Below are 24,530 nucleotides of genomic sequence, written 5' to 3'. Positions count from 1 at the left end.
TGAATAGTTTCAAGCTCTTTTTTATCAACTCTCCTCAATATCATCCAATTGAGTCTTATAACATTCATCACACTCTGGCCTCGTAGGAAGAATCCCTCTTTCATCAGGTAATAAAACCCTCAAAACTTCTCGATCCATCTCTACGAAAGACTTCATAATAATGGGATATCCTTCAATAATATTCGTATACTCAATCCCTTGTTCAAACTTTTTTCCGCTCTTTATTTCTTCTATTATGGTACAAAAAACACTATGCGCGACTTCAGGATCCATATTTAATGCTATTTGTAAATCTTGATGATTAAAGTTATCTCTTAGACCATGTGTATGATAATTAGCATGGATGCCATCAATATCTTCTGCTAATATGCTATGCATGTACCATCCATACTCTTGTAGCATATTTTCTTCCCATTCATCTGCATCCTCTTCTAAATCTTCATCAAACAAATTCGGATCATACCACACGTCCTCGTAATCTCCAGCAATTAAAAATCTCCAACCAGGTGGTAACCCTAAATACTTCTTTATTTCAGGTGCCCATTCATCAATATGTTGAACGTGTAAAGGAAGAAAGAAATCTTCTTCTGTCCCCATTTCTTCACCAGCCCAAATGTACCAACCTGTCGTTCCGTTTTCTATAGGCATTCGTAACCCATTAATCGGAGCGATACCATCTTTCACATTTTGCGCTATTCCTAATTTCAAGTCATTCGGAGATTCTACATACTCCGCTTTATATTTATCACATATACTCCTCTGTTCTTTTATGTATTTTTCCATCCTTTTAGCACACTCCCCAATTTTTGAAAGATAGATTTCTTTGCCGAAGCACTCTCTAACTTCCATACCCCACACGGATTATAAAATGGATCCTCTTGTTCATAACGCTTATCTATATAATGAGATAAAAGATACACTGGAGCATCTTCTGTGAAACTAATTGTATCTCCATCTTTCAAATTAGGTTTTTCCAATATATTATGTAGGTTAAAATCATTTAATAAATCTACAGCTACTTCCGGATCTATCCCTCCGTCTAAAACAACGTCTGGTAGATTAAATGCTTGCATTCCACATGAATAGTAACCGTCCTCTTCATCTCCAACTAAAGTTACAAGGTGCGAATACATCGGGAATATTTCCTTATTCTCTGCAAGCTCTTGCCATTCTTCTTTCGAATAAGCCACACCTGCTGTTTCAACTTTTAAAGCAAGTCCCCCTGCATTTAAAAGTTCCATTCCTACATCAATTACTTCTTGTAATCTCTCTTTATCGTCAACTTTGGCAATAACATACACTATATAAGTATGCTTCTCCAACTCCTGAAGCAATTCTTCATCAAAACGCTCACCACCTGCATAGAAGAAAGCCTCTCTCAAAGAAGGGTCTTGTTCATATATATCAATTTCAAAGCCAATCTCTTTCTCCTTATGGTGCATAACATTTCCCGCTAATATATAGTTACTTTTACTCACAACTTCTTGTATTAATTCTGTTCTATCTTTCCATAAACCAGGTACTCCAATAACGATTTGTGTCTCCATCATATGCACTCCAATTCTCATCTATTTTCAATCTATTCTTTCAATCTTCCAAACTAAATTAGCTGGGATATCTTTCTCTAAAAAGGTTAACATCCATACAGTTTTTCCTTTATCATTCATCAGTAGCACTTTATGATTTAACTTCCAAGCCACTTCACTAACATGATGAAACATCTTATACATATCTTCTTCTCTAATAAGCTTTTCCTTTTTGATTAACCGCCTCGTTCTATACTCTCTTATTTCTAAGTACACGTCAGCATAAGCCACTTCATGCTGACATGTTATACTACATACGTATTTTTTATTCGGACTACTCTTTTTTATATATACGAACTCGTTTCTATAATTCAATTCTAGTATCTTATTCTTCACTTTTTCTAACTCTTCTATATCCCAATCATATTTCACAGCTAAACGCTTCATTTCAACATGAACGATTTGAAGGGCTAATTCTTTTTTCTCTCTATCTGATAAATATGGAAAACCCTTCACACTCTCATACTCCACAAAAACATTCATATATTCAGGGAAAATTCTATATTTCTTCTCCCACTCATCGAGTAATGAAATATCATCCACACAATGAATCAAAATCCCTTTCTCATAATCCATTCTTAACTTTGGCATATGTCGACAATATAAAGAAGTAATACTGCTCGTCTCTTTACCAAAAGAGATGTCTTCATCGTAGTTGCTTGTAGATGTTAACTGTAATGCCTCTATGTTTCTGGTATGCTCTTTTACTTTTAGAAAACTCAATTGTATATCTCTTATAACCGGCATTTGCTCTCTCCTCTTCGCAATACAACTATGAAATATCTTTGTTAATACGCCTTAATCAATTTCAAGCCAGCCCATTCCCATAGAAAGAAATAACAGTCCGATTACCAAAAAGAGACCCCCAGTTAAAAAATAGAATGGCGCTCCGTGCAATGGATCACTAAATAACTCTATCAAATTTCCAGCTACTACTTTCCATTTCTCTCTCTTTGAATTTTTTTCTTTTAATTCTTTTACAAATCGATAAATACTGAAACTGATTAAAGTGATACCAATTAATAAACATCCTGCTATGATAAGAATTTCCAAATGTAACACTCCATTTAAATACCATTTTCATGCACACCTCATTTTAACTAAAAAAAGCGAAAGAGAACATAATTTTCACTATGCTCTCTTTCGCTTTTTCAAAAACTGTATACCTTATTTTCATTTACTAACAATCCTGAAATAAGAACGAACTGTTAAGCAATAATAACCAATATAAATAACACTATACACCCCGATGCTAATTAGTAACGGAACTGCAATTTCATACGGAATAACTGTCGCTAATCCTTTGAGCGCAAATAAAGTGTGTAATATACCAACTACTAAAGGAATAAAGAAGATAAATCTCATTTGCTTCGCAATGGCTTTTTTCATTTCTGTTTTCGTGACACCGAGTTTTCGAAGAACGATGTAACGTTCACGATCTGCATGTGCTTCTGTTAATTGTTTGAAATAAATAATAGAGCCTGTTGCAAGTAAAAATACAAGTCCTAAGAATATACCACTAAACATCATTAACCCTGACGTTTCAATACCGCTGCGGAATATTGTATAGAAGTCACTGAATTGCTCTCTTCCTTCTGCATCTTCTTCCGATATTACTTTCTTTAATTTCTCCGTTAACACTTTACTATTTCTTTCGTCTTTCACATCAATATTTTTCACAGTATGAGAGCCAATTGTCTTCTTTGCTTGCTCATACACTTCATCCGGAACGACAACTAGAAGTTCATATAAGTTTGTAATGTTTTTTGCTTGTACATCTTTCACTTGTACTGGTGCTACTTCTTCAATTGGGAATGTAGCTTTTCGATTTTTATATACGCCACTATCTCTCTTACCTTCACTGTACATGCCATCAAATGCATACAATTCGTTCTTCTTTAAATCTAAAGTTTCTTCATTTAAATATTTTGCGATTGTATTAAATGATGATTGTGCGATAAGTTCTGTTGTTCTTGATTGTAATGAAGTGCCATCACCGTATTCTCCTACTACTTTTACCGTCTCTAATTCATATTGATGAATGACTTCATTCTGTCCTTCTTTTAAAATCTCATTTACTTTACGATCTAATTCCATATCTTTCTTTTCATAAGAATAACTAACTGGATGATATTTCTTCGCCTGCATATATGTGTTGTAATACATCGTTACAGAAGTTCCAACCGCCGTTAACGTTACTGCGCTTAATACGGCAATTGTTGCTAACGATTTTGCATTTCCTTTAATGCGGTATAGTAACTGAGACGTCGTAACCATTTTCATTCCGTTATAAAATGCGGATTTTTTATTTCGCACTCTTTTTAATACAAAAACGGTAAAGAACATAAATAATAAATACGTTCCAAGTACTGTCGCTAATAAAATGTAAAGTGCAAGGGGCATAAAGTTATCACCGCTCACATTTTTTATAGCCGTTACTGACAAGAAATAACCTGATCCAATTAATAATAAAGAAATGAAAGCCATTATTTTCGAACCTTTTGGCATGACTTCGCCTTCGTTATCTGCACGGAATAGCTCGATTAACTTAAATTGATAAATAACGCGGTATCCTTTAAACGATGTGTATAAAATGATGAGACAAAAAATAACTGTTGTATCTATAACCGCTCCAACTGGTACTTCAAAATGAACATTTACATGTAGCTCTAACATATTTAAAAGTAGCTTTAGGAATCCTTTTGAAAGTAAACTACCAATTACAATTCCGATTACTAATGATAATAAACCCATTAACATGTTTTCATAAAAAAGCATTTTACCTATTTCTTTTTTTCGAATACCAAGTAAAGAATAAACACCTATTTCTTTCTTACGCTTTCGTGTAAAGAAATCATTCGAATATATAATAAATATTGCAACGAAAATAATAAGCATTACACTCGCAAGCTGGAATCCTCGGCCGATGTTATCTCCAGCTTCACTTATTTGTGAATTGTATTGAAGCGCCTTAAACGTAAAATAAATGACGATGCTAAAAATCATGGAAGCAAAGTATATAAAATAATCTTTAAAATTTCGTTTTATATTACGAAGGGCGATGCTAGATAAGCTCATTTGTCGCACCCCCAGAGATTGAAGACATCATATCAATAATTTGTTGGAAGAACTGTTTTCTTGTCATCTCTTTGCGATGTAATTCTTTATATAACTTTCCATCTTTAATAAATACAACTCGTTTACAATAACTTGCCGCAAACGCATCATGCGTTACCATTAAAATCGTTACAAGATCTTTTTCATTTAATGTCTTCATACTTTCTAATAAATCCGTCGCTGACTTTGAATCAAGCGCACCAGTTGGCTCATCTCCAAAAATCATACTTGGATTTGTTACAATCGCTCTTGATGCCGCGCAGCGTTGTTTTTGTCCGCCTGAAGCTTCATACGGATACTGATTTAAAATATGATCTATCCCAAACTTCTTTGCAATCTCCTCAACGCGAGATTCTACTTCTCTCGCCTTCACCTTTGATAAAGCAAGTGGCAATGCAATATTTTCTCGCACTGTTAACGTATCTAATAAGTTATAATCTTGAAAAATAAATCCTAAATGATTACGGCGAAAAAGTGCCAATTCATCATCATTCATCTTCACAATATCTTTTCCATCAATTAAAATCTCACCTTTTGAAGCCGTATCAATAGTAGAAAGAACATTCAAAAGTGTCGTCTTACCAGAACCAGACGGTCCCATAATACCGACAAACTCTCCTTCTTTCACTTGCAGTTGAATATCTTTCAACGCTTCAAACGTATTCCCGCCCGTATCATATATTTTCGAAATCCCTTTCGCTTCTAACATTGTTTTCATCTATTTGTACCTCCTGTTATAATTCGTGATGTTCTCTTTAAGCAACAGAATTCAGTATAGATACATTTTCTTAACAAATAGTAATGGGGTTTCTTAATATTTTCTTAAAAAGAAAAATCCAAAATCATAAGAATTGATTTTGGATTTAATATAGTTAAAATATTAAATTACATTTCGAACAAAAAGGAGCCGAATTCCCTTTTCTAATTTTCGCATCACATTTTGGGCAATATACATATCGCTCTTCTATCATTTGTCGCTCTATCATATGTAAGGATACTATTCTCATACTGCACATAATCCCAATTAATATAAGGCTAACAATGAGTAGCATACCTCTCGCCCTCCCCCTTTATCATTTTACCATAAAATAACAAACCCGATTCTCTCATCTAGAACCGGGTTTATACTTACAATCCTAACTTCACCTTCGCGCCATCAGGAATTATTTCTTCTTCTATTTGTACCTTATCGTGCACAGACTTTCCTCTCGTAATTACATGCCAGTAGGAACCTTTTTGCAATGTATCCACTCCATCAATTGTTATCTCTTTTTCGTTTCCATCCTTATCATATGTGTTCACTGTGTATGCACGGCCTTTATTTCCACCTAAATCTTTTCCATCGTTATCAATTACCGCATAACGATATTCTAATTTAAGAAACGGATTCATGGAATCTACTGTAGCACTCCCATTTAACAAATATGCCGCTCCTGCTATGATGACAAGTAATGATCCTAAAATAAATCTTTTCATCTATATTCCGCCTTTCATTATGTTTTTCTATAAGACCTTTCTAAGTATAGAGAGCATTTCTTAATAAAAACTCGTGCGGTTTCTTAACTTTTTCTTAATGTCACAGGGCTTTGCATCAGCACTTCGATAAATAAAGCCATATTAATAATAAAAGGAGGCTGCCGCCTCCTTTATTTACTCATCACTGTATTTCTTTTTTGTCTGTAAAAATAAAACACACTCACAATCAATGCAATACTCCCGCCAAAATACAAACCATACTCTATCGCAGCTGCTACAATCCTTTCAATATGTTGTCCAAATAAAGAACCGAGCACAAAATAAACGAGTGTCCAAACAAATCCTGTCGTATAGGAATACAAAGCATATATCCGAAATGACATGTTATTCATCCCAACTAAATACGGTACGATATGTCTTACAACTGGTATGAAATAGCTTGTAACTAACGCGTACTGTCCGTATTTATCAACCATTTCTTGTGATTTCATCAAATACTTCGCTTTTTTCTTTTTCATTAATTTATGGAGTACCTTCGTTCCAAAAACCTTCCCTAATATATATCCTAAAGAAAGCCCTGATACAACACCTAAATATGTTAATACGAATGAAGGAACAACACTTAATATACCTACTGAAGATACGAAACCACCACTCATAACAATCATTTCATCTGGAATTGGCATACCGATAATCCCTAACCATAAACAGAAAAATAAAGCCCAATAACCGTATTGTTCAATATAAGATAATAATTCATGTAATTCCATTATGCATATGCTCTCCTTAGTTCTTTTTTGCAACTAAAGACGTAGGCTGGCGGGAAATTGAGCCATACTTTTTCTAGTGTAATTTCAGGGAAGAAATGCTGTATAAACCCTTTTTTCACAAGTGAATATTGAAATGTAATGAACTCACCATTCTCATGTATCGCTTCCATCGCATTATTTAAAATGCGCTTTGAAACTTCTTCTGGTAAAGAAGTGAAAGGCAACCCTGATAAAACGTAATCAATGCATTCTATATTGAGCTCCTCCATATACTTCTTTATATTTTCAGCTGAACCGTGTACAACAATGACATTCTGCTCATCTTTAAACTTTCTTTTTAATTCTTTGAAAAATACTTCATTAATTTCAATAAGAAGAAATATCGTTTCCTTCTTTTTTCTCTTCATAATCTCTTTCGTAAAAACCCCTGTGCCAGGCCCTAACTCTACAATACATTTCGCTTTATTAAAATCAATTACATCGACCATTTTCTTTGCTAATATTTTTGAACTTGGCGCAATTGCACCAGTATGTTTTGGATGCTTTATAAATTCATGTAAAAATGTAATGAGCTGCATGTAAACCTCTCCTCATTCGTTCGATAGTTTTTAACTTGTGTCTAAGTATAACTATCGTTTCTTAATAAAAATTGAGGAAGTTTCTTAAGATTTTATGAAGAATAAAAAAAACAGCTATCGCGTGTAGCGATAGCTGCCCCTTATTACTTCGCACTCACGATCTTATAATAAGAACGAACCGTTAAGAAGTAATATCCAATATAGATGACACCGTATACTCCAATACTAATGAGAAGAGGAATCATAATTTCAAATGGTAATATATTTGATAAACCTTTTAGTGCAAATAAACTGTGTAAAATACCGATTACTAACGGAATAGCGAAGATAAAGCTTACTTGTTTTGCGATAGCTTTCTTCATTTCTTGCTTCGTTACACCAACTTTATGAAGGACAATGTAACGATCACGGTCAGCACTTGCTTCTGTTAATTGTTTAAAGTAAATGATTGAGCCTGTTGCTAATAGGAATACTAATCCTAAGAATAACCCAATAAACATCATTAAGCCTGTCGTTTCAAGCCCCATTTGGAATCCTGTATAGAAATCGTTAAATGGTTTTAAAACTTCTGATTCTCCAGCTGGCATAATGCTTGCTAATTTTGCTGTTAACTCTTTACTATTTCGCTCACCTTTTACATCAATATTTTTTACAGTACGCGTTTCGTTTACTTGTTTCACTTGCTCATATGTTTTATCAGGAACGATTACAAATAGTTCATTTAAATTTGTAAGGCTTCTATTATTTACACCTTTAATTTTTAATTCTTTTGACTCATTTCCAACAGGGAATACAGCTGTATTTCCTGTATAAAGAGGACCAAAATCAAGTTTCTCAATATATAAGCTATCATATACGAAAGCTTCATTCGCACTCAAATTTACAGGTTCTACATCTAAATGTTTCACATGTTTATTAAAGCTTGATTGAGAAATAAGCTGGTACTGATTCGTAACATTATAGTGTGTGTTCAGAACTTGATCAGCTCTTTCACCTTTAAATGTTCCTTTCACAGGAATCATTTCAACTTCTGATTCATATGTGACTGGGTGATTATTCTTCTCTCCAGCAAGTATTTCATTTACTTTTTTATCTAATGCTGCATCTTTTTTCTCATAGGAATAACTATACGGCGCAGCAACTTTTGATTGCGTAAATGTATTGTAATACATCGTAACTGACGTACCAACCGCTGTTAATGTAACTGCACTTAAAATAGCGATTGTCGCCAATGATTTCGCATTTCCTTTAATACGATATAGTAACTGCGATGTCGTTACCATATTCATACCATTATAAAATGCTGACTTATTATTTCTTGCACGTTTCAATACAAATACTGTGAAGAACATGAACAGTAAATAAGTCCCTGCTACTGTCGCTAATAAAATATATAATGCAACGACCATAAAGTCTGCATACATAACTGCTTTCATGTACATTAGCGCTAAAAAATAACCTGAACCGATCAAGAAAACTGAAATTAATGCCATGATGACAGATCCTTTTGGCATTGCTTCTCCTTCACGTTCTGCACGGAAAAGTTCAATTAACTTAAAGCGATAAATTAAACGATATCCTTGAAGTGATGTATATAAAATAATCACAAAGAAAATAATTGCTGTATCAATAATAGCAGCCATCGGTACTTCAAAATGAACATTTAAATTTAATCCCATCATATTTACTAATAACTCAAGGAATAATTTCGAAAGGACACTACCAATCGCAATCCCGATTACTAATGACATTAATCCCATTAACATATTTTCATAAAAGAGCATTTTACCAATTTGTCTTTTACGAATACCTAATAACGAATACAAGCCAACTTCTTTTTTACGTTTACGTGTAAAGAATCCGTTCGAATATATAATGAACACTGCTACGAAAATGATAAGCATCACACTGGAAACTTGGAACGCTCCGCTAATCTTTTTAGAAGCTTCTGCTGCTTTTTCCATTTGTGAATTATATTGCAGTGCTTTAAATGTAAAATAAATAACGATACTAAAAATCATAGATGCGAAATATACAAAGTAGTCTTTAAAGTTCCGCTGTATGTTGCGGAGGGCAATGCTAGATAAGGTCATCAGCCATACCTCCAGAAATAGAAGACATTACGTCAACAATTTTTTGGAAGAACTGTTTACGCGTTGATTCACCACGGTGCAATTCTTTATATAGTTCACCATCTTTAATGAAAATAACTCGTTTACAATAACTTGCTGCAAATGCATCATGCGTTACCATTAAAATTGTTGAGTTATCATATTCATTTAATGACTTCATACTTTCAAGTAAATCTGTTGCAGATTTAGAATCAAGCGCTCCAGTTGGCTCATCCCCGAAAATCATACTTGGATTCGTAACGATTGCACGTGATGCTGCGCAGCGCTGCTTCTGTCCACCAGATACTTGATATGGGAACTGACTTAAAATATGATCAATGCCAAATTTCTTTGAGATTTCAAGAACGCGGCGATCAATCTCACTCGCTTTCACCTTTGATAACGCAAGTGGTAAAGCAATATTCTCTTTCACTGTTAACGTATCTAATAAGTTATAATCTTGGAAAATGAAGCCTAAATGATCGCGGCGGAATAACGCTAACTTATCATCATTCATTTTCACAATATCTTTTCCATCAATTAAAATTTCACCGTTCGTCGCATTATCAATTGTAGAAAGAACATTTAGTAAAGTCGTCTTACCAGAACCAGAAGGTCCCATAATTCCAACGAACTCACCTTCTTTTACTTGTAAGTTAATACCTTTTAACGCTGCAAATTTATTACCACCCGTGTCATATACTTTTTCAATATTTTTTGCTTCTAATACTGTTTTCATCTCGACATCCCTCATTTCTTCTATTCTCTATTTTCAACTATATACACTCTCTACTCTTGCCACTATCGATGTTTCTTACACAAACATGACAGTTATGTAAGGCACATAAGTAAAGAAATCAAAAAGTTAACGTAATGAATTAAAGTACTTTGTTACTATAACATTGGGATATCATACCATCCATTCATTCTCCTTACAGGAACATTACAATTTTGTAAGGTAAAAAATGCACCTACAAAGTTGTGCACGAAATGTCGGATGGAGCTATTTCGTTCCTGCTATTCTATGTACAGAGGAGGTCATAATATGGATTCACTTAAAAATATGAATGCTGCAATGCGCTATATTGAAGATAACCTTACGAATGAAATTGATTTTAAAGAAGTTGCGAGGCTAGCTCTTTGTTCTGAGTATCACTTTAAAAGAATGTTTTCGTTTTTAGCAGGTATATCACTATCTGATTATATTCGCTGTAGACGTCTTACTCTCGCTGCCTTTGAACTAAAAAACAGCAATGTAAAAGTCATTGATATCGCTATAAAATATGGATACAACTCACCAGATTCATTCGCTCGTGCATTTCAAAACTTGCACGGTATAACACCTTCAGAAGCCCGAAATAGTAGCCATTCTTTGAAGGCTTATTCACCAATGACCTTCCAATTATCCATTCAAGGAGGAAATGAAATGAATTATCGAATTGAAGAAAAAGAGCCATTTCGAATTATAGGTATTACAAAACGAGTACCAATCGTTTTTAACGGTGTAAATGAAGAAATTGCTTCTATGTGGAAAAGTTTAAACCCAGAGTCTATTCAAACATTAAAATCCCTTTCGAACATTGAACCTACTGGAATTATTAGTGCTTCTACTAATTTTTCTGAAGGAAGAATGGAGGAAAAAGGAGAACTTGATCACTATATTGGAGTAGCCACAACAAAGGATTGTCCAGAGCAATTCGCGCAACTTGAAGTCGCAGCTTCAACATGGGCTATATTTGAAGCTGTCGGTCTATTTCCTGATGCATTACAAAATGTGTGGGGGCGTATTTATTCTGAATGGTTCCCTTCTTCGAACTATGAACTAGCGGAAGGACCGGAAATATTGTGGAATGAACAGAAAGATATATCTTCTCCAAACTTTAAAAGTGAAATTTGGATACCGGTTTTGAAGAAATAAAAAATAAAGCTGCTTTTCCATGAAAGGAAAAGCAGCTTTGTTTACATTTTTAGTTCTTTTTTATAAGCAACATATGAATATACCATCGTACCAACAACCAATACAGCAACAACACTTAACAAACTAATAATTTTCCACATTCCCGGTAGAAATGCCGAAATCATAATTACAATACCGCCAATCATCATAATCTTTGATCCTAACCGATGTGTTTTTCTCCACACTTCCTCACTACTTAACGTCCACGGTGTTTTAATTCCCATGAAGAAGTTCGGTTTACATTGCTGCATATAATTGCCGAGTACTACAAAAAGGATACCTACCATTATGTTCACAGCAATTCCAATTGGAACGTTATACCCTAAAGCATTTGCTAGTGTCATCATATTAATAGTAAATAAGAAAAATAAAATTGCTCCATTAATCCTTCCAAGTGCTTTAGGAAATTTTTTATAGTTCTCGTACCTTGGATCTATCTTAGGCAATACAGTTACTAATGCATATATAAAAAACATAATTGCTACATCAAAAATCATCATTCCTATTTTTGACATATGCCCATTTACTTCGCCATCAATGTTCCAATGACTCGGAACTTCCCCTGGTAAATACGGCCATGCAGTGCACCATGCAATAATCGTTAAAGCAATTAACAATAACGGAAATATATGCTTTTTCATTTCCCCTCTTCCCCCTTATTCGTAAATGTAAACACCCAAGTCAATAAATCTTGAAAGACCGTTGTGTTTAAAGAGTACATAACGAATTGCCCTTTCTTTTCATCTTGAATAAGTTCAGCATTTTTAAGTGCATTTAAGTGGTGTGAAATACTTGGTTTTGTCATATTGAAATGTTCAGCAATCTCACCAGCGGTTAGATCGCCTTCTTTTAATAAGTCTAAAATTTTTCGCCTTGTTGGATCTGCTAATGCTTTGAATGCTTGATTCAATGTCTTTCTTCCTTTCGATAATTAGACATTTAGATATTTATCTAAATATTAAACCAATTACCGTTATTTGTCAATTTCATCCAGCGCCCTTTTTACTTTTCTCACTTTTAACCTATACTGTTTACTAGCTTATCTTTCAACATAATGAAAAGACTTGAAACACATGATACACTATAGCTACAATTGTTTTTTTGAGGAGGAATATACATATGTATAAAATTTTAATCGTTGAAGACGATCCAAATATTTCATCATTACTGCAATCTCACATTCAGAAGTACGGTTATGAGGCTGTGGTAGCGGAGAATTTCGATGATATTATGGAATCGTTTAACGCAGTGAAACCACATCTTGTTTTACTTGATGTAAACTTACCGAAATTCGATGGTTTCTACTGGTGCCGTCAAATTCGTCATGAATCTACTTGTCCAATTATTTTCATTTCAGCGCGTGCTGGTGAGATGGAACAAATTATGGCAATTGAAAGCGGTGCGGATGATTACATTACAAAACCATTCCACTACGACGTTGTAATGGCAAAAATTAAAGGACAATTACGCCGTATTTACGGTGATTATGCACCAAATATTTCTGAACGTATCGTTGAAGTTGAAGGTTTAAAACTATTCCCTGAACGTCCAGAAATTCATTTTGGATCTGAACAAGTTCTTTTAACGAAGAAAGAGGCAATTTTAGCAGAAATGTTATTATCTAAATTCCCTCGTACAGCGAGCCGTGAAGATTTATTAGCTGCGCTTTGGGATGACGAAAGTTTCGTTGAGGAAAATACATTAAACGTAAACATTACACGTCTTCGTAAAAAGTTTAATGAGCTTGGCATTGAGAACTCTATTGAAACAGTACGTGGACTTGGATATCGCTTTAACGCAACTTGGAGTGAATAAGCATGAAGCTATTTTTACGTGATCATTTTGCATTTTTTCTACTGTACGTATTAAACTTCGGTATCATTTTCGTTCTTTATGATGCAGTAGACGGATTTCAAAATAATAAATTTTACTTCGTCGTTTTAAGTTTATACTTATTTATTTGTTTCCTCGCTTATCGTTACGTTCGCAATCGTAGAATGTACCATAGATTAAGTGAGCAACCAGAAAAAATGGAAGATGCGTTTATTGAAAGAGCAACTGCTCCGATGCCTCACGGTGTCAATGAACTCGTACGTACGCAGTACCGTCTATTCCAAAAAGAACTACAATCGTATGAAGTAAAACAACAAGAACATCAATTATTCATTAACCATTGGGTACATCAAATGAAGACACCTGTTTCTGTTATGCAGCTTATGGTGCTAGAAATGGAAGACGAGCATTTAATTCCAAAGTTTAAAAAAGAATTAGAGCGTCTAAACCAAGGACTTGATATGGCTTTATACATGGCTAGGTTAAATAACTTCCATGAAGATTTCCATGTCGAGACGATTTCATTAAAAGATACGGTAACAAAAAATATTAACGGATTAAAAGAACTATTCATTCGTAATGGTGTCTTCCCTGTTTTAGAAGTCCATTCTGATTTAAAAGTTGCTTCTGATGCGAAATGGCTAAAATTTATCATCTATCAGTTAATGACAAATGCTGTTCGTTACTCTGGGGAACGCGGAAAGAAAGTATTCTTATCTGCTTACCGAAACGGAAAAGATATTATTTTAGAAGTTCGCGATGAAGGTGTTGGTATTCCACAAGAAGATATTCGAAGAGTATTTGAACCATTTTACACTGGGAAAAACGGTCGCGCATTCGGAGAATCTACTGGTATGGGCCTTTATATTGTAAGTAAAATTTGTGATTATTTAGGTCACTCTGTCAAACTAGATTCTGAAGTTGGTAAAGGAACGACGATTAAAATCATCTTCCACAACGCTGCAAATAATCAAGCAGAACATACGGAGAAGGTGACCGAAGCATGATCGTAACATATGCAAGCAAAATGTATGAGAACTCACTCTCATACATTTTTTGCAATACAACTACTTCTATATCTTCTAGCCGGAGGTATAATCTATGACATTTTGGCAATTTGCATTTAAAAACGTCACGCGCAACTCAAGAGCTTATTTTGCTTACTTTGTAAGTAGCTCCTTTTCCATTGCTGTGTTCTTTTCGTTTGCTGTTTACTTATTCCATCCGAAATTACAAAACTTTGACATGACCTCTGAAATTTCAGGATTAATGATATTTTCAGAAGTTATCATTGTCTTGTTCTCGTTCTTCTTTCTACTTTATTCAATCGGATCGTTTTTAAAAGTTCGGAAAAAGCAATTTGGTGTGTTAACCGTTTTAGGTATATCAAAAAAGCAATTACATCGGCTCATTTTCACTGAAAATATGTTAATTGGTATTTTATCTATCTTTTTCGGCATGCAGTTTGGACTTGTCTTCTCGCAGTTTTTCTTATTAGTAACAGCGAAAATTACACATCTACCAGGGATATATTTATATATCCCTACGAATGCTTTCATTTTAACAATGATTGTGTTTCTTGGTCTCTTTATCGTTGTATCTTCATTTACACCCATGCTAATTCGTACGAAAAAGACAGTAAACCTTTTAAAAACTAATGGTAGGAAACAAAAGGAAAGAAAACCATCCATATTTATCTCTCTATTTGGTGCTATCTGTTTATTAGGTGGTTATATTTTAGCTGGAAACCCTAAATATTTCTTCTCAATAAACTCGCAAGTAGGCGTTATATATATGGTTTCAAGTATTTTCGTCATTCCAACGCTCGTTACAATCGGAACATATTTTTTCTTTTCTCAAATTAGTTTCTTACTTATTTATATTTTAAAGAAAAGAAGAAAGTTTTATATGAAACGGATTAATATGCTGTGGATTTCGGATTTAGCAAGCCGCATCCGAACGAATATTAATATGCTGTTTATTGTAGCGATGCTATCTACAATTGCTTTCACAATGATTACGTTTCTATATGGAGTCGGAAACTTTACAAAGCTAGAGGTTACGCGAAGTTCACCTTTTCCATTCTCTTATTTTTCTTATGACGCAAATCCTTTTGTGAATGATCATTTAAATTGGCTTGAACAACAATTACGAAAAGAGAATTTCTCTTATAAAAAAATAAAAGCTGATTTATATGAAACACCACTGAAAGAAGATGAAGGCATAACAGCTTATAATGACATATACGCAATAAAACAAAGTGACTATAATAAACTCGCAGCTTCCCTGCAAATGAAACAACTATTCATGAAAGATAATGAAGCATATGTCTTAACAGGTAGCGCTTATGTAACCTTATTCAGCGAATTTGAGCCAAGCTACAATAGAAAGTCTATTACACTTTCTAGTACAAATACGCAATTACAAGTAAAGGGCTATGAACAAGTAGGGGCCATTCCATCTAACTTTTCATACCAAACTTTAATTTTACCTGACGCTGTTGTAAACAACTTACCAAATACAACAAAACACGTAACAGCGTACAATTATAACGTACAAAATTGGGAAAAGACTTATGAAATTGCTGATGATTTTATGAAAAAAATACAAAGAGATCGACAGAAATTCCAATACGAAGGCCCTCTTATTCGCTCCTATGAATCAGCAGGTTCATTATACAGAATCACATCTGGTAGTGCCGCGTACTTCCTAATCGGGACATTCTTAGGTGTCATTTTCTTTATTGGAGCAGGGAGCGTTCTTTACTTCCGAATGTATACAGATTTAACGAACGAACAAGAAAAGTATGTAGCAATTTCAAAAATTGGGGTAACAGGTGCAGAGATGAAAAGATCTGCAACCATTCAACTTAGCATTTTATTTTTCGTTCCGTACGTTATGGCGTCCATTCATACAATGTTCGCAACAAAAATGCTTCAAGACGTAATTGCCTTATCACTATTCAAAGAAATTTCAGCTGTTCTTATTATTTTTGGCGTAGTTGAAATCGTCTTTTTCTTATTCATTCGTTCCTTTTACATGCAAAAGTTATCAGAGTATACAAATGGTTAAATTTTATGCATGTATTTAGTAGGGGGAAAGGGTATTTCTTATATCCTTTTCCTCTTCATCCTACTAGGAGGCTAGGCAAATGACATTTTGGCAGTTTGCATTTAAAAACGTGACGCGGAACGCCAGAGCTTATTTCGCCTATTTTGTAAGCAGTGCGTTCTCCATCGCAATCTTTTTCTCATTTGCAGTTTATTTATTTCATCCTAAATTGCATATGACAGACGTGAATTATTCTCTGAACATATTAATGACAATTTCAGAAGTTGTCATTGTGTTCTTTTCATTTTTCTTTTTACTGTATTCAATCGGGACCTTTTTAAAAGTACGAAAAAAACAGTTCGGGATTTTAACAGTACTTGGCATATCTCAAAAACAATTAAAGCGACTCATATTTATAGAAAATATGTTAATTGGTGCTCTTTCTATATTTTTTGGCATTCAACTTGGAGTTGTCTTTTCACAGTTCTTTTTATTAGTTACCGCCAAAATTACACACGTACCTGGTTTATATTTATATCCGCCTACAAGTGCTATCGTTTTAACTATCATCATCTTTCTTGGGCTCTTCATTCTCGTATCATCTTTTACACCGATGCTCATTCGTACGAGAAAAGCCGTACGTCTTTTAAAAGAAGGAACACAACAAAAAGAAAGAAAAGCATCCGTGCTCATCTCTCTATTTGGTGCGACGTGTTTAATATGTGGATATGCGTTAGCCGCAAATCCGTTGTATTTTATGTCGCTAGGTGACATCATTGGGCTTTTATACGCCGTCTCTAGTATATTTGTCATCCCATCGCTTATTGCAGCTGGAACATACTTTTTCTTTTCACAAATTAGTTTTTTACTTATTCGTATTTTAAAAACGCGAAGAACGTTTTATATGAAACGAATTAATATGCTTTGGATTTCGGATTTAGCAGCGCGCATTCGGACAAACATTAACATGCTCTTTATTGTAGCGATGCTATCAACACTCGCTTTTACAATGATTACATTCTTATACGGTTTTGGGAAATTTACAAAGTTTGATGCAATTAGACAAAACCCTTTCCCGTTTACGTATTTATCGCATACTGAAAATACATTAGCTGATGAACATTTAAACTGGTTAGAGCAGAAATTTAATGAAGGGCACTTTACTTATACAAAATTTAAAACGGATATATATGAGGTATCTTCAGCTGAAGATAACACGCAGCTCTATTACGCAATTAAACAAAGTGACTATAATGTACTTGCTAAAGCATTAAATTTGGAAAAACTCACGGTAAATAAGAATGAATCTTATATTCTTATGAAAGACTTAGATGATCAAGTTATTGGAACACTTCACAATGAAGAAAAGAAAAATACTCTTACACTTACTCAAAACAATTTACAACTACAAGTGAAAGAATATAAAAGTTATAGCCCATTCCCAAACAGCTTAATATACCAATTACTCATACTATCTGATGAAAATGTAGAAGCCTTATCCACAGTTTCCAAACAAATGAGTGTATATAACTTCAAAGTTACAGATTGGGAAAAAGCACATAATATCGGTTCATCGTTTATAACAAAAATCCATAACGATAATGCAGCTATTCAAGCAGAGCACCCACCTTTCCATGCAAGTGAAGCGAGCGATTCTCTATATAAGAAAAAACTAAATGTTGCCTCATTCTTCTTAATTGGTACTTTCTTAGGTGTTATTTTCTTTATCGGTGCTGGTAGTGTTCTTTACTTCCGAATGTATACAGATTTAACAAATGAGCAAGAAAAATATATAACGATTACGAAAATTGGCTTAACTGAGACTGAAATGAAACGTTCAGCGACAATTCAGCTTGCGATTCTTTTCTTCGTGCCTTACATTATGGCATCAATCCATACGATGTTTGCGACAAAGATGCTACAAGAAATATTACATCTCTCGTTCTTCGCTGAAATTACAGTCGTACTTATGATTTTTGGAACAGTTGAAATTTTATTTTTCCTTTTAATTCGTTCCTTTTATATGCAAAAATTATCACAACACATTAAGTTTTAAAAAGTAGAAAGGTGATTACTATGGAAGAAGTATTACACATAAAAAACGTCTCAAAAGTATATGAGGGAAAAGTCCCTCATACTGCTTTAAAAAATATAAATTTACACGTGGATAAAGGTGAATTCGTTGCCATTATGGGACCATCTGGTAGCGGGAAATCTACATTTTTAAACGTTATCTCTACAATCGATTCTCCGACTTCTGGTGATGTCGTGATTAACGGAAAAAAACCGCACACATTTCGTAGAGAGAAGTTAGCTATTTTCCGCCGCCAAGAGTTAGGATTTGTTTTCCAAAACTTTAACCTACTAGATACACTAACAATCGGTGAAAATATCGTACTACCTTTAACATTAGATAATGTTCCATTAAAAGAAATGGATGAAAAGCTTGATAACATTTCAAAAAAGCTTGGAATTGATCATATTTTGGACAAGCGTATTTTTGAAGTTTCCGGGGGACAAGCACAGCGTACCGCAGTAGCACGTGCTGTCATTCATCATCCTTCACTTCTACTTGCCGATGAACCGACAGGAAACTTAGATTCAAAAGCGGCAATTGACGTAATGGAGCTATTTACGAAATTAAATAAAGAAGAAGATGCAACGATTTTAATGGTTACCCATGATCCGTTTGCAGCAAGTTATTGTAACCGTGTTATTTTCATTAAAGATGGAGAGCTTTACAATGAACTACACCGCGGATTGTACCGTGAGAAATTTTATCAAGAAATATTAGATGTTTTAGCATTATTAGGAGGAAGACGTGGATGACATTTTGGCAATTCGCATTTAAAAATGTCTCACGTAATTCGAAAGCATATTTCGCCTACTTTGTAAGTAGTGCGTTTTCTATCATGGTTTTCTTTTCATTTACTGTATACGCGTATCACCCGCGGTTACAAAGTGTACAAAGTTTCCAAGAACGTGATCCTCTAATGAACTTAGCTAGTACAGCACAGCTTGTGATTGTTATGTTCTCGTTCTTCTTTCTCTTATATTCAATTGGAACATTTTTAAATGTACGGAAGCAGCAATTCGGGATACTCACCATTCTCGGTATCTCACAGAGACAATTAAAGAGACTGTTATTTACTGAAAATATGATAATCGGGATATTGTCTATCTTTATCGGCATTCAAGGTGGACTTGTATTTTCTAACTTTTTCTTATTAGTCACTTCGAAATTAACAAACGCGAAAGGTCTCTATTTATATTGGCCAACAGAAGCGATTATCGTTACAACCGTAACGTTTATCATCTTATTTTTAATCGTTTCTACATTTACACCAATGTTTATTCGTACTCGAAAAACAACGAAGCTTATTAAGGGCGTTAACAAAGAGAAGAGCGAAAAAAAACCATCTATACTGATTTCACTATTTGCTTTAACTTGTTTAGGACTATGCTATTATATTGCTGGTTATCCGCAAGGCTACATAACGGAAAAAAATGCACAAAATGGATCTGTATTCTTAATTATGCTATCTATTTTACCGCTTGTAGTAGTTGGGACGTATTTATTTTTTTCACAAACATTTCTTCTCTTTATCTATATTTTAAAGAAACGAAGAAAGTTTTATTTAAAACAAATAAATATGTTATGGATTTCAGATTTAGTTTCTCGTACACGCAGTAATATTAATGTACTCTTTATTGTTTCTATGCTATCTGCACTTGCATTTACAATTATTATCGGGTTATTTGCTGCAAACAATAATACGAAAGCACCCATACTAGAACGATATCCAATACCATTCACCTATACATCAGAAGGTGTTAATGCATTTGAACAAAAGCATATTACTACGATTGAAACTGAACTTACAAATGCTAATTTTCAATATGACAAATATAAATTTACCGTTTTAAAAGATACAGCTTCAAAAGAATCAATTGCCATTATGAAAATGAGTGATTATAACGCAATAGCACAGCAATTAAACAGACCAAAAATCACTCTCGATTCTTCACAAGTTTATAATATTTCTCGCTATTCACCAGTGTTATTAAATCTCGTGTCTAACCCATTTGCGAAGCAGAACACGATTACACTTGGCTCTAATAAAAAGGAATTTCAAATTAAAGGTTTTATTAATAGAGGAATTGAGCCTCCCTTTGCATTACCTCACTTAATTGTGATGCAAGATGAAGTAATTGAAAATATGATTCCTCATATTGAAACAATTACAGTCTATAACTACTTCGTGGAAAATTGGGAAAATGCAATTGTCCCAACAAAAAATATATTAAAAAGCTTAAATCATGATGCAGAAACCTTGTATGAAGCACATAAAAATGAAGAAGATTTCATTAAACCATTTTATATTTATACAGCTACGGATGAACTCGTTCATAGTAAAGGAAATGCAGTCGCTCAATTCTTTATTTGGGCATTTCTCGGCTTTATTTTCTTTATCGGAGCAGCTAGTGTTTTATATTTCCGTATGTATAATGACTTAACAACTGAAAGACAAAAGTATATTACGATTACAAAGCTTGGCTTAACTGAATCAGAAATGTTTCGCTCTGCAACGATTCAATTAGGAATTTTATTTTTCGTTCCTTATGTCGTTGCTGGTGTTCACACATTATTTGCAGTTAAGTTTTTACAAAGCATGTTTTCTTTCTCCTTATTAAAAGAGACATGTATCGTACTCACCTTTTTCGGGATTATCGAGATCATTTTCTTCTTCTTAATCCGTTCTCTTTACATTAATAAATTATCACAGCATATAAAAATATGAATAAAATAGCCTTGTGCAATATGCACAAGGCTATTTTCAATAGTTTTTAATAATTAGCAGCAATATCCGCCGTAGCCGCCAGCATAACCGCCGTAACCACCATAACCACAACCGCCGCCTCCGCCGAAGCAGCTAGCACCGATGATAATTAATAAAATAAACAATACGATTAGAAGCGCAAAACCGCCTCCGCAACCATGTCTGCGGTTACAATCATCATGTCTGTGTTCACACTTTTCGCTCATTACCCTATTCCTCCTTTAGTATCATTCATAACAAGTTCACCTTGCTCTAAATGAGGGGATTCCATTTATATTATGTTTTCAGGGCGAATAAGAAGCTTGGCTTACCTAAAAACGGGCTTGTTTTAGGAATTGGGCTTTATTAAAAAGCGAATGAGCCTTATCCAGATGTAAGCATAAAACATTTGACATACTCTTAATTTCTTACTAATATTTAATTGAATGACCAATCAATTTTTTGATTATACATTCAAATCATATAAATTAGGAGTTGAATAGCGTGACTGATTCTTTTATTGCAGAGGCTAGGCGTGAACAAATTATTCTTGCATGTATTGATACATTAGAAGAGGTTGGATATAACAACTTAAGCTTAACGAAGGTAGCAAAAAAGGCTAAGATTAGTACCGGACTTATTTCTTATCATTTTAATGATAAGCTTTACCTTATGAATCGCACATTACAATTTTTAGTTGCCAAGCAACATGAATTTATTAGTAATCGAGTGCTATTAGCTCAATCTGAAATAAATAAACTAGAGGCTTTTATTGAAGCGCATTTGGCTTATCAAGAAACTCATTACAAAAATAATATTGCCTTAATTGAGATTGTCTTTAATGCAAGAAATGAAGAGAACGTTCCTTATTACAGAATCGAAGACGACGAAGAGGAGGATGCTCTTAGAACGATGTTATTAGATATTTTGAAGACTGGTCAACAAAATGGCGTGTTTTCCGATTCTTTCCAAACCGACACATTAGCTTCATTTATTTTAGGAGCAATCGAAGAAAGAATGCTGAAGGCAAATTCATCTATATCCATAGAAAATTACTCAGATGAGCTCATAAAAATGGTGAAGAAACTCACTGTTTAAAACATGCCTTGATTAAAAAAATATATATGAAAGGATGAACTACACATGAAAAAGGCATCTGTCATTGGATTAGGTTTTTTAGAAAAATTACTTGCTATAGTAAGCCCAATCCTTTTAGGAATTATTGGATATTTTTCACCTAAATTAATAGAGATTATAAAAAAGATTCCTCTCTTTTCTGATTCAAAAATTATAGAACTTTTAAATTTTATTAATCCCTTCTGGCTTCCTATTATCCTCATGCTAATTGGTGTTATTGCAGGAATTTTATTTTCTTTAATTATTTATAGTGAAGCTTTAAAAATGAACATTACTTCGGAAAGCATTCACGTGAATAAGGACGATCAAAAGAAACAAATCACCAGATTAAATGTAAAAGCCGTTTTTGTAGATAAGCGTCAAGTGGTTATCATTGATCAAGAAGACCGAGAATGGTTACGTGAAACATCTGACATTACCCCAAGCAAAATTAAAGATACTTTCTTAATGCACGGCTTCCCCTGGGTGGAACAAGATCCTTATAAACATGAGTATAGCTTATGGAAATTAGAGGATGAGCGATTTAATAAAAGCATAAATACTATTTTGTATGAAAGACGCAATGCCCTTCGAGAAGGAAACTCTAAAAAAAAGAAGCATTTACGCAAAGATTTGAATGAGCTAGGAGTCTTTGTCAAAGACGATGGAGAAGATCAGTATGTCCGTTCCATTAAGTAATAGAAAGCACAAAAAACGAATAAAACCTACAGAGAAATTACATTTCCTCTGTAGGTTTTATTCGTTTAAATCTGATCTCCTCTCCTAAAGAAACATATTCAACAAAAGAGCAAAACCAAATGCAATAAATGATAACAATGTCTCGAGTACCGTCCACGTTTTAAACGTTTCCTTCACCGTCAAACCTAAATACTCTTTTACAAGCCAGAACCCTGCATCATTTACGTGAGAAAACATTAATGAACCTGCACCGGTTGCAATAACGAGAAGCTCTAAATTCACACCAGACATGTGCTGAATAACTGGTGAAACAATCCCTGCTGCTGTCGTTAATGCTACTGTAGCTGAACCTGTTGCAATTCGAATTAAACCAGCTACCATGAAAGCTAATACGATTGGTGATAACGAAATATGTTCTGCCATTTGTGCAATAGCTGTTCCAACGCCGCTTTCAATTAATATTTGTTTAAATCCACCGCCTGCACCAATTATTAAAATAATAGAACCGACAGGCAATAAACTTTCATCTGTTAATTTTTTAATCATCTTTTTATTAATACCTTGTTTGATACCAAGTAAATAAAATGCTGCGAAACATGAAATAAGTAAGGCGATTACTGGACTTCCTATAAACACGAAAAATTCAGTTAATTTTTTCGGTAATGAAATATATGGTGCAACTACTGATAAAATCATCAATACAACTGGTAGTAAAATAATAAAGAATGAAACTTTACGACTTGGCAAATCAGTTGAGACAGTCGTAACTCGAATAAGCTCTGGTTCATTTTCAGGTATAACCCTTTTATGTACCCACTTTGCAAATATCGGTCCTGCGATAATGGCTGTTGGTAACGCGATAATTAATGAATATAAAAGTACCTTTCCTAAGTTCGCGTTATAAATACCGATTGCTGTCATCGCCCCTGGATGCGGAGGCACGAGCCCGTGAACAATAGATAATCCTGCAATGACAGGTAACGCAATTAATAATATATTTTGCTTCGTCGTTTTTCGAATGGAAATAACAAGTGGTAATAAAATGACGATCCCCACTTCAAAAAACACTGGAATCCCTATAACAAATCCTGCAAATAACATAGCCCAAGGTAGTTTCTTTACACCGAAAAATCGAATAAAGAAATCTGCCACTTGCATGCCGGCCCCTGAATCGGACATCATTTTCCCTAAAATTGTTCCGAGAGCTAAAATACCAACTAAATGCCCTAGTACACTACCAACACCAGTTTCATAGGCAGTCACTATTTTCGTTAAGTTCAGTCCAGACATGATAGCTAAAAACAAACTCGCAACTGTTAAACTAATAAATGCATGCCATTTCCACCATGATACCCCTAAAATAACAATCGCAATTGCAAGTAACGTGACGATTAATAAGTATATATCCATCTCCCA

General features: G+C 34.1%; 25 protein-coding genes. 9 read left to right on the top strand and 16 right to left on the bottom strand.

Annotation, left to right across the window (positions count from 1 at the left end):
- Positions 1-24: 24 nt before the first annotated feature.
- The 12 genes from IQ781_RS18875 to IQ781_RS18820 form a co-directional block, all read right to left on the bottom strand.
- On the bottom strand, positions 25-783 hold the full coding sequence (locus tag IQ781_RS18875; RefSeq protein ID WP_000417362.1) for a DUF4262 domain-containing protein: 759 nt from the start codon (positions 781-783) through the stop codon (positions 25-27).
- A complete protein-coding gene (locus IQ781_RS18870; RefSeq protein WP_000449847.1) occupies positions 768-1,547 on the bottom strand; it encodes a DUF4261 domain-containing protein in 780 nt (259 codons plus the stop codon). Before IQ781_RS18870 ends, IQ781_RS18875 begins: the two co-directional genes overlap by 16 nt.
- Positions 1,548-1,574: 27 nt before the next feature.
- On the bottom strand, positions 1,575-2,333 hold the full coding sequence (locus IQ781_RS18865; protein WP_016125892.1) for a hypothetical protein: 759 nt from the start codon (positions 2,331-2,333) through the stop codon (positions 1,575-1,577).
- A 51-nt stretch (positions 2,334-2,384) separates the two neighbouring features.
- On the bottom strand, positions 2,385-2,639 hold the full coding sequence (locus IQ781_RS18860; RefSeq protein WP_000404317.1) for a hypothetical protein: 255 nt from the start codon (positions 2,637-2,639) through the stop codon (positions 2,385-2,387).
- Between the two features lie 120 nt (positions 2,640-2,759).
- Complete coding sequence (locus IQ781_RS18855) at positions 2,760-4,664, bottom strand: ABC transporter permease (RefSeq protein WP_000059435.1); 1,905 nt, start codon at positions 4,662-4,664, stop codon at positions 2,760-2,762.
- Positions 4,651-5,421, bottom strand: coding sequence for an ABC transporter ATP-binding protein (locus tag IQ781_RS18850; RefSeq protein ID WP_000855634.1), 771 nt, complete (start codon positions 5,419-5,421; stop codon positions 4,651-4,653). The genes IQ781_RS18855 and IQ781_RS18850 overlap by 14 nt, the downstream gene beginning before the upstream one ends.
- A 154-nt stretch (positions 5,422-5,575) precedes the next feature.
- Entirely contained in the window at positions 5,576-5,755 is a 180-nt protein-coding gene (locus tag IQ781_RS18845) for a hypothetical protein (protein ID WP_000924676.1), read from the bottom strand.
- A 76-nt stretch (positions 5,756-5,831) separates the two neighbouring features.
- Positions 5,832-6,179, bottom strand: a complete 348-nt coding sequence (locus IQ781_RS18840) for a YxeA family protein (RefSeq protein ID WP_000819387.1) — start codon at positions 6,177-6,179, stop codon at positions 5,832-5,834.
- A gap of 170 nt (positions 6,180-6,349) precedes the next feature.
- Positions 6,350-6,949 (bottom strand): DedA family protein, encoded by a 600-nt coding sequence (locus IQ781_RS18835; protein WP_000418943.1) that lies wholly within the window; start codon positions 6,947-6,949, stop codon positions 6,350-6,352.
- Entirely contained in the window at positions 6,949-7,527 is a 579-nt protein-coding gene (locus IQ781_RS18830) for a class I SAM-dependent methyltransferase (RefSeq protein WP_001176064.1), read from the bottom strand. Before IQ781_RS18830 ends, IQ781_RS18835 begins: the two co-directional genes overlap by 1 nt.
- A gap of 143 nt (positions 7,528-7,670) precedes the next feature.
- Complete coding sequence (locus IQ781_RS18825) at positions 7,671-9,620, bottom strand: ABC transporter permease (RefSeq protein ID WP_000176150.1); 1,950 nt, start codon at positions 9,618-9,620, stop codon at positions 7,671-7,673.
- Positions 9,607-10,377 carry an ABC transporter ATP-binding protein gene (locus IQ781_RS18820; protein WP_000859655.1) on the bottom strand — a complete coding sequence of 257 codons (771 nt, stop codon included), beginning with the start codon at positions 10,375-10,377 and terminating at the stop codon, positions 9,607-9,609. The genes IQ781_RS18825 and IQ781_RS18820 overlap by 14 nt, the downstream gene beginning before the upstream one ends.
- A 306-nt stretch (positions 10,378-10,683) precedes the next feature.
- Between IQ781_RS18820 and IQ781_RS18815 the strand changes: the two genes are divergently transcribed.
- On the top strand, positions 10,684-11,556 hold the full coding sequence (locus tag IQ781_RS18815; RefSeq protein WP_000377716.1) for an AraC family transcriptional regulator: 873 nt from the start codon (positions 10,684-10,686) through the stop codon (positions 11,554-11,556).
- Between the two features lie 41 nt (positions 11,557-11,597).
- Here the strand turns inward: IQ781_RS18815 and IQ781_RS18810 are convergent, their stop codons facing one another.
- Together IQ781_RS18810 and IQ781_RS18805 are read right to left on the bottom strand one after the other, a co-directional pair.
- Entirely contained in the window at positions 11,598-12,236 is a 639-nt protein-coding gene (locus IQ781_RS18810; RefSeq protein WP_065212175.1) for an SdpI family protein, read from the bottom strand.
- Positions 12,233-12,505, bottom strand: a complete 273-nt coding sequence (locus tag IQ781_RS18805; protein WP_001070523.1) for an autorepressor SdpR family transcription factor — start codon at positions 12,503-12,505, stop codon at positions 12,233-12,235. The genes IQ781_RS18810 and IQ781_RS18805 overlap by 4 nt, the downstream gene beginning before the upstream one ends.
- Positions 12,506-12,714: 209 nt before the next feature.
- On the opposite strand from IQ781_RS18805, the gene IQ781_RS18800 reads away from it, so the two are divergent.
- The 6 genes from IQ781_RS18800 to IQ781_RS18775 all read left to right on the top strand — a co-directional run bounded on the left by IQ781_RS18800 (position 12,715) and on the right by IQ781_RS18775 (position 21,281).
- Complete coding sequence (locus tag IQ781_RS18800; protein ID WP_000276738.1) at positions 12,715-13,410, top strand: response regulator transcription factor; 696 nt, start codon at positions 12,715-12,717, stop codon at positions 13,408-13,410.
- 2 nt (positions 13,411-13,412) lie between these two features.
- Entirely contained in the window at positions 13,413-14,435 is a 1,023-nt protein-coding gene (locus IQ781_RS18795) for a sensor histidine kinase (RefSeq protein ID WP_000765341.1), read from the top strand.
- Positions 14,436-14,529: 94 nt separating this feature from the next.
- A complete protein-coding gene (locus IQ781_RS18790) occupies positions 14,530-16,500 on the top strand; it encodes an FtsX-like permease family protein (RefSeq protein ID WP_063220428.1) in 1,971 nt (656 codons plus the stop codon).
- Positions 16,501-16,579: 79 nt separating this feature from the next.
- Positions 16,580-18,535 (top strand): ABC transporter permease, encoded by a 1,956-nt coding sequence (locus IQ781_RS18785; RefSeq protein WP_000145009.1) that lies wholly within the window; start codon positions 16,580-16,582, stop codon positions 18,533-18,535.
- Between the two features lie 20 nt (positions 18,536-18,555).
- Positions 18,556-19,308, top strand: coding sequence for an ABC transporter ATP-binding protein (locus tag IQ781_RS18780; protein ID WP_000393250.1), 753 nt, complete (start codon positions 18,556-18,558; stop codon positions 19,306-19,308).
- Entirely contained in the window at positions 19,305-21,281 is a 1,977-nt protein-coding gene (locus IQ781_RS18775) for an FtsX-like permease family protein (RefSeq protein ID WP_000144951.1), read from the top strand. Before IQ781_RS18780 ends, IQ781_RS18775 begins: the two co-directional genes overlap by 4 nt.
- Positions 21,282-21,334: 53 nt before the next feature.
- On the opposite strand, the gene IQ781_RS18770 is transcribed toward IQ781_RS18775, so the two are convergent.
- A complete protein-coding gene (locus IQ781_RS18770) occupies positions 21,335-21,526 on the bottom strand; it encodes a YjcZ family sporulation protein (protein ID WP_001290392.1) in 192 nt (63 codons plus the stop codon).
- A 277-nt stretch (positions 21,527-21,803) separates the two neighbouring features.
- On the opposite strand from IQ781_RS18770, the gene IQ781_RS18765 reads away from it, so the two are divergent.
- Both IQ781_RS18765 and IQ781_RS18760 read left to right on the top strand, forming a co-directional pair.
- A complete protein-coding gene (locus tag IQ781_RS18765; protein WP_000132248.1) occupies positions 21,804-22,397 on the top strand; it encodes a TetR/AcrR family transcriptional regulator in 594 nt (197 codons plus the stop codon).
- Between the two features lie 45 nt (positions 22,398-22,442).
- Positions 22,443-23,114, top strand: coding sequence for a YqeB family protein (locus IQ781_RS18760; protein ID WP_000710350.1), 672 nt, complete (start codon positions 22,443-22,445; stop codon positions 23,112-23,114).
- A gap of 84 nt (positions 23,115-23,198) precedes the next feature.
- Here IQ781_RS18760 and gntP read toward each other — a convergent pair whose 3' ends face one another.
- Positions 23,199-24,524 carry a gluconate permease GntP gene (gene gntP / locus IQ781_RS18755; RefSeq protein ID WP_000356166.1) on the bottom strand — a complete coding sequence of 442 codons (1,326 nt, stop codon included), beginning with the start codon at positions 24,522-24,524 and terminating at the stop codon, positions 23,199-23,201.
- Positions 24,525-24,530 lie beyond the last annotated feature (6 nt).

Origin of the sequence: Bacillus sp. N447-1 (genome assembly GCF_022701035.1) — a bacterium.
GTDB lineage: Bacteria > Bacillota > Bacilli > Bacillales > Bacillaceae_G > Bacillus_A > Bacillus_A cereus.
The sequence above is the reverse complement of the archived record's forward strand: the minus strand, read 5'-3'. Positions and strand labels throughout refer to the sequence as shown.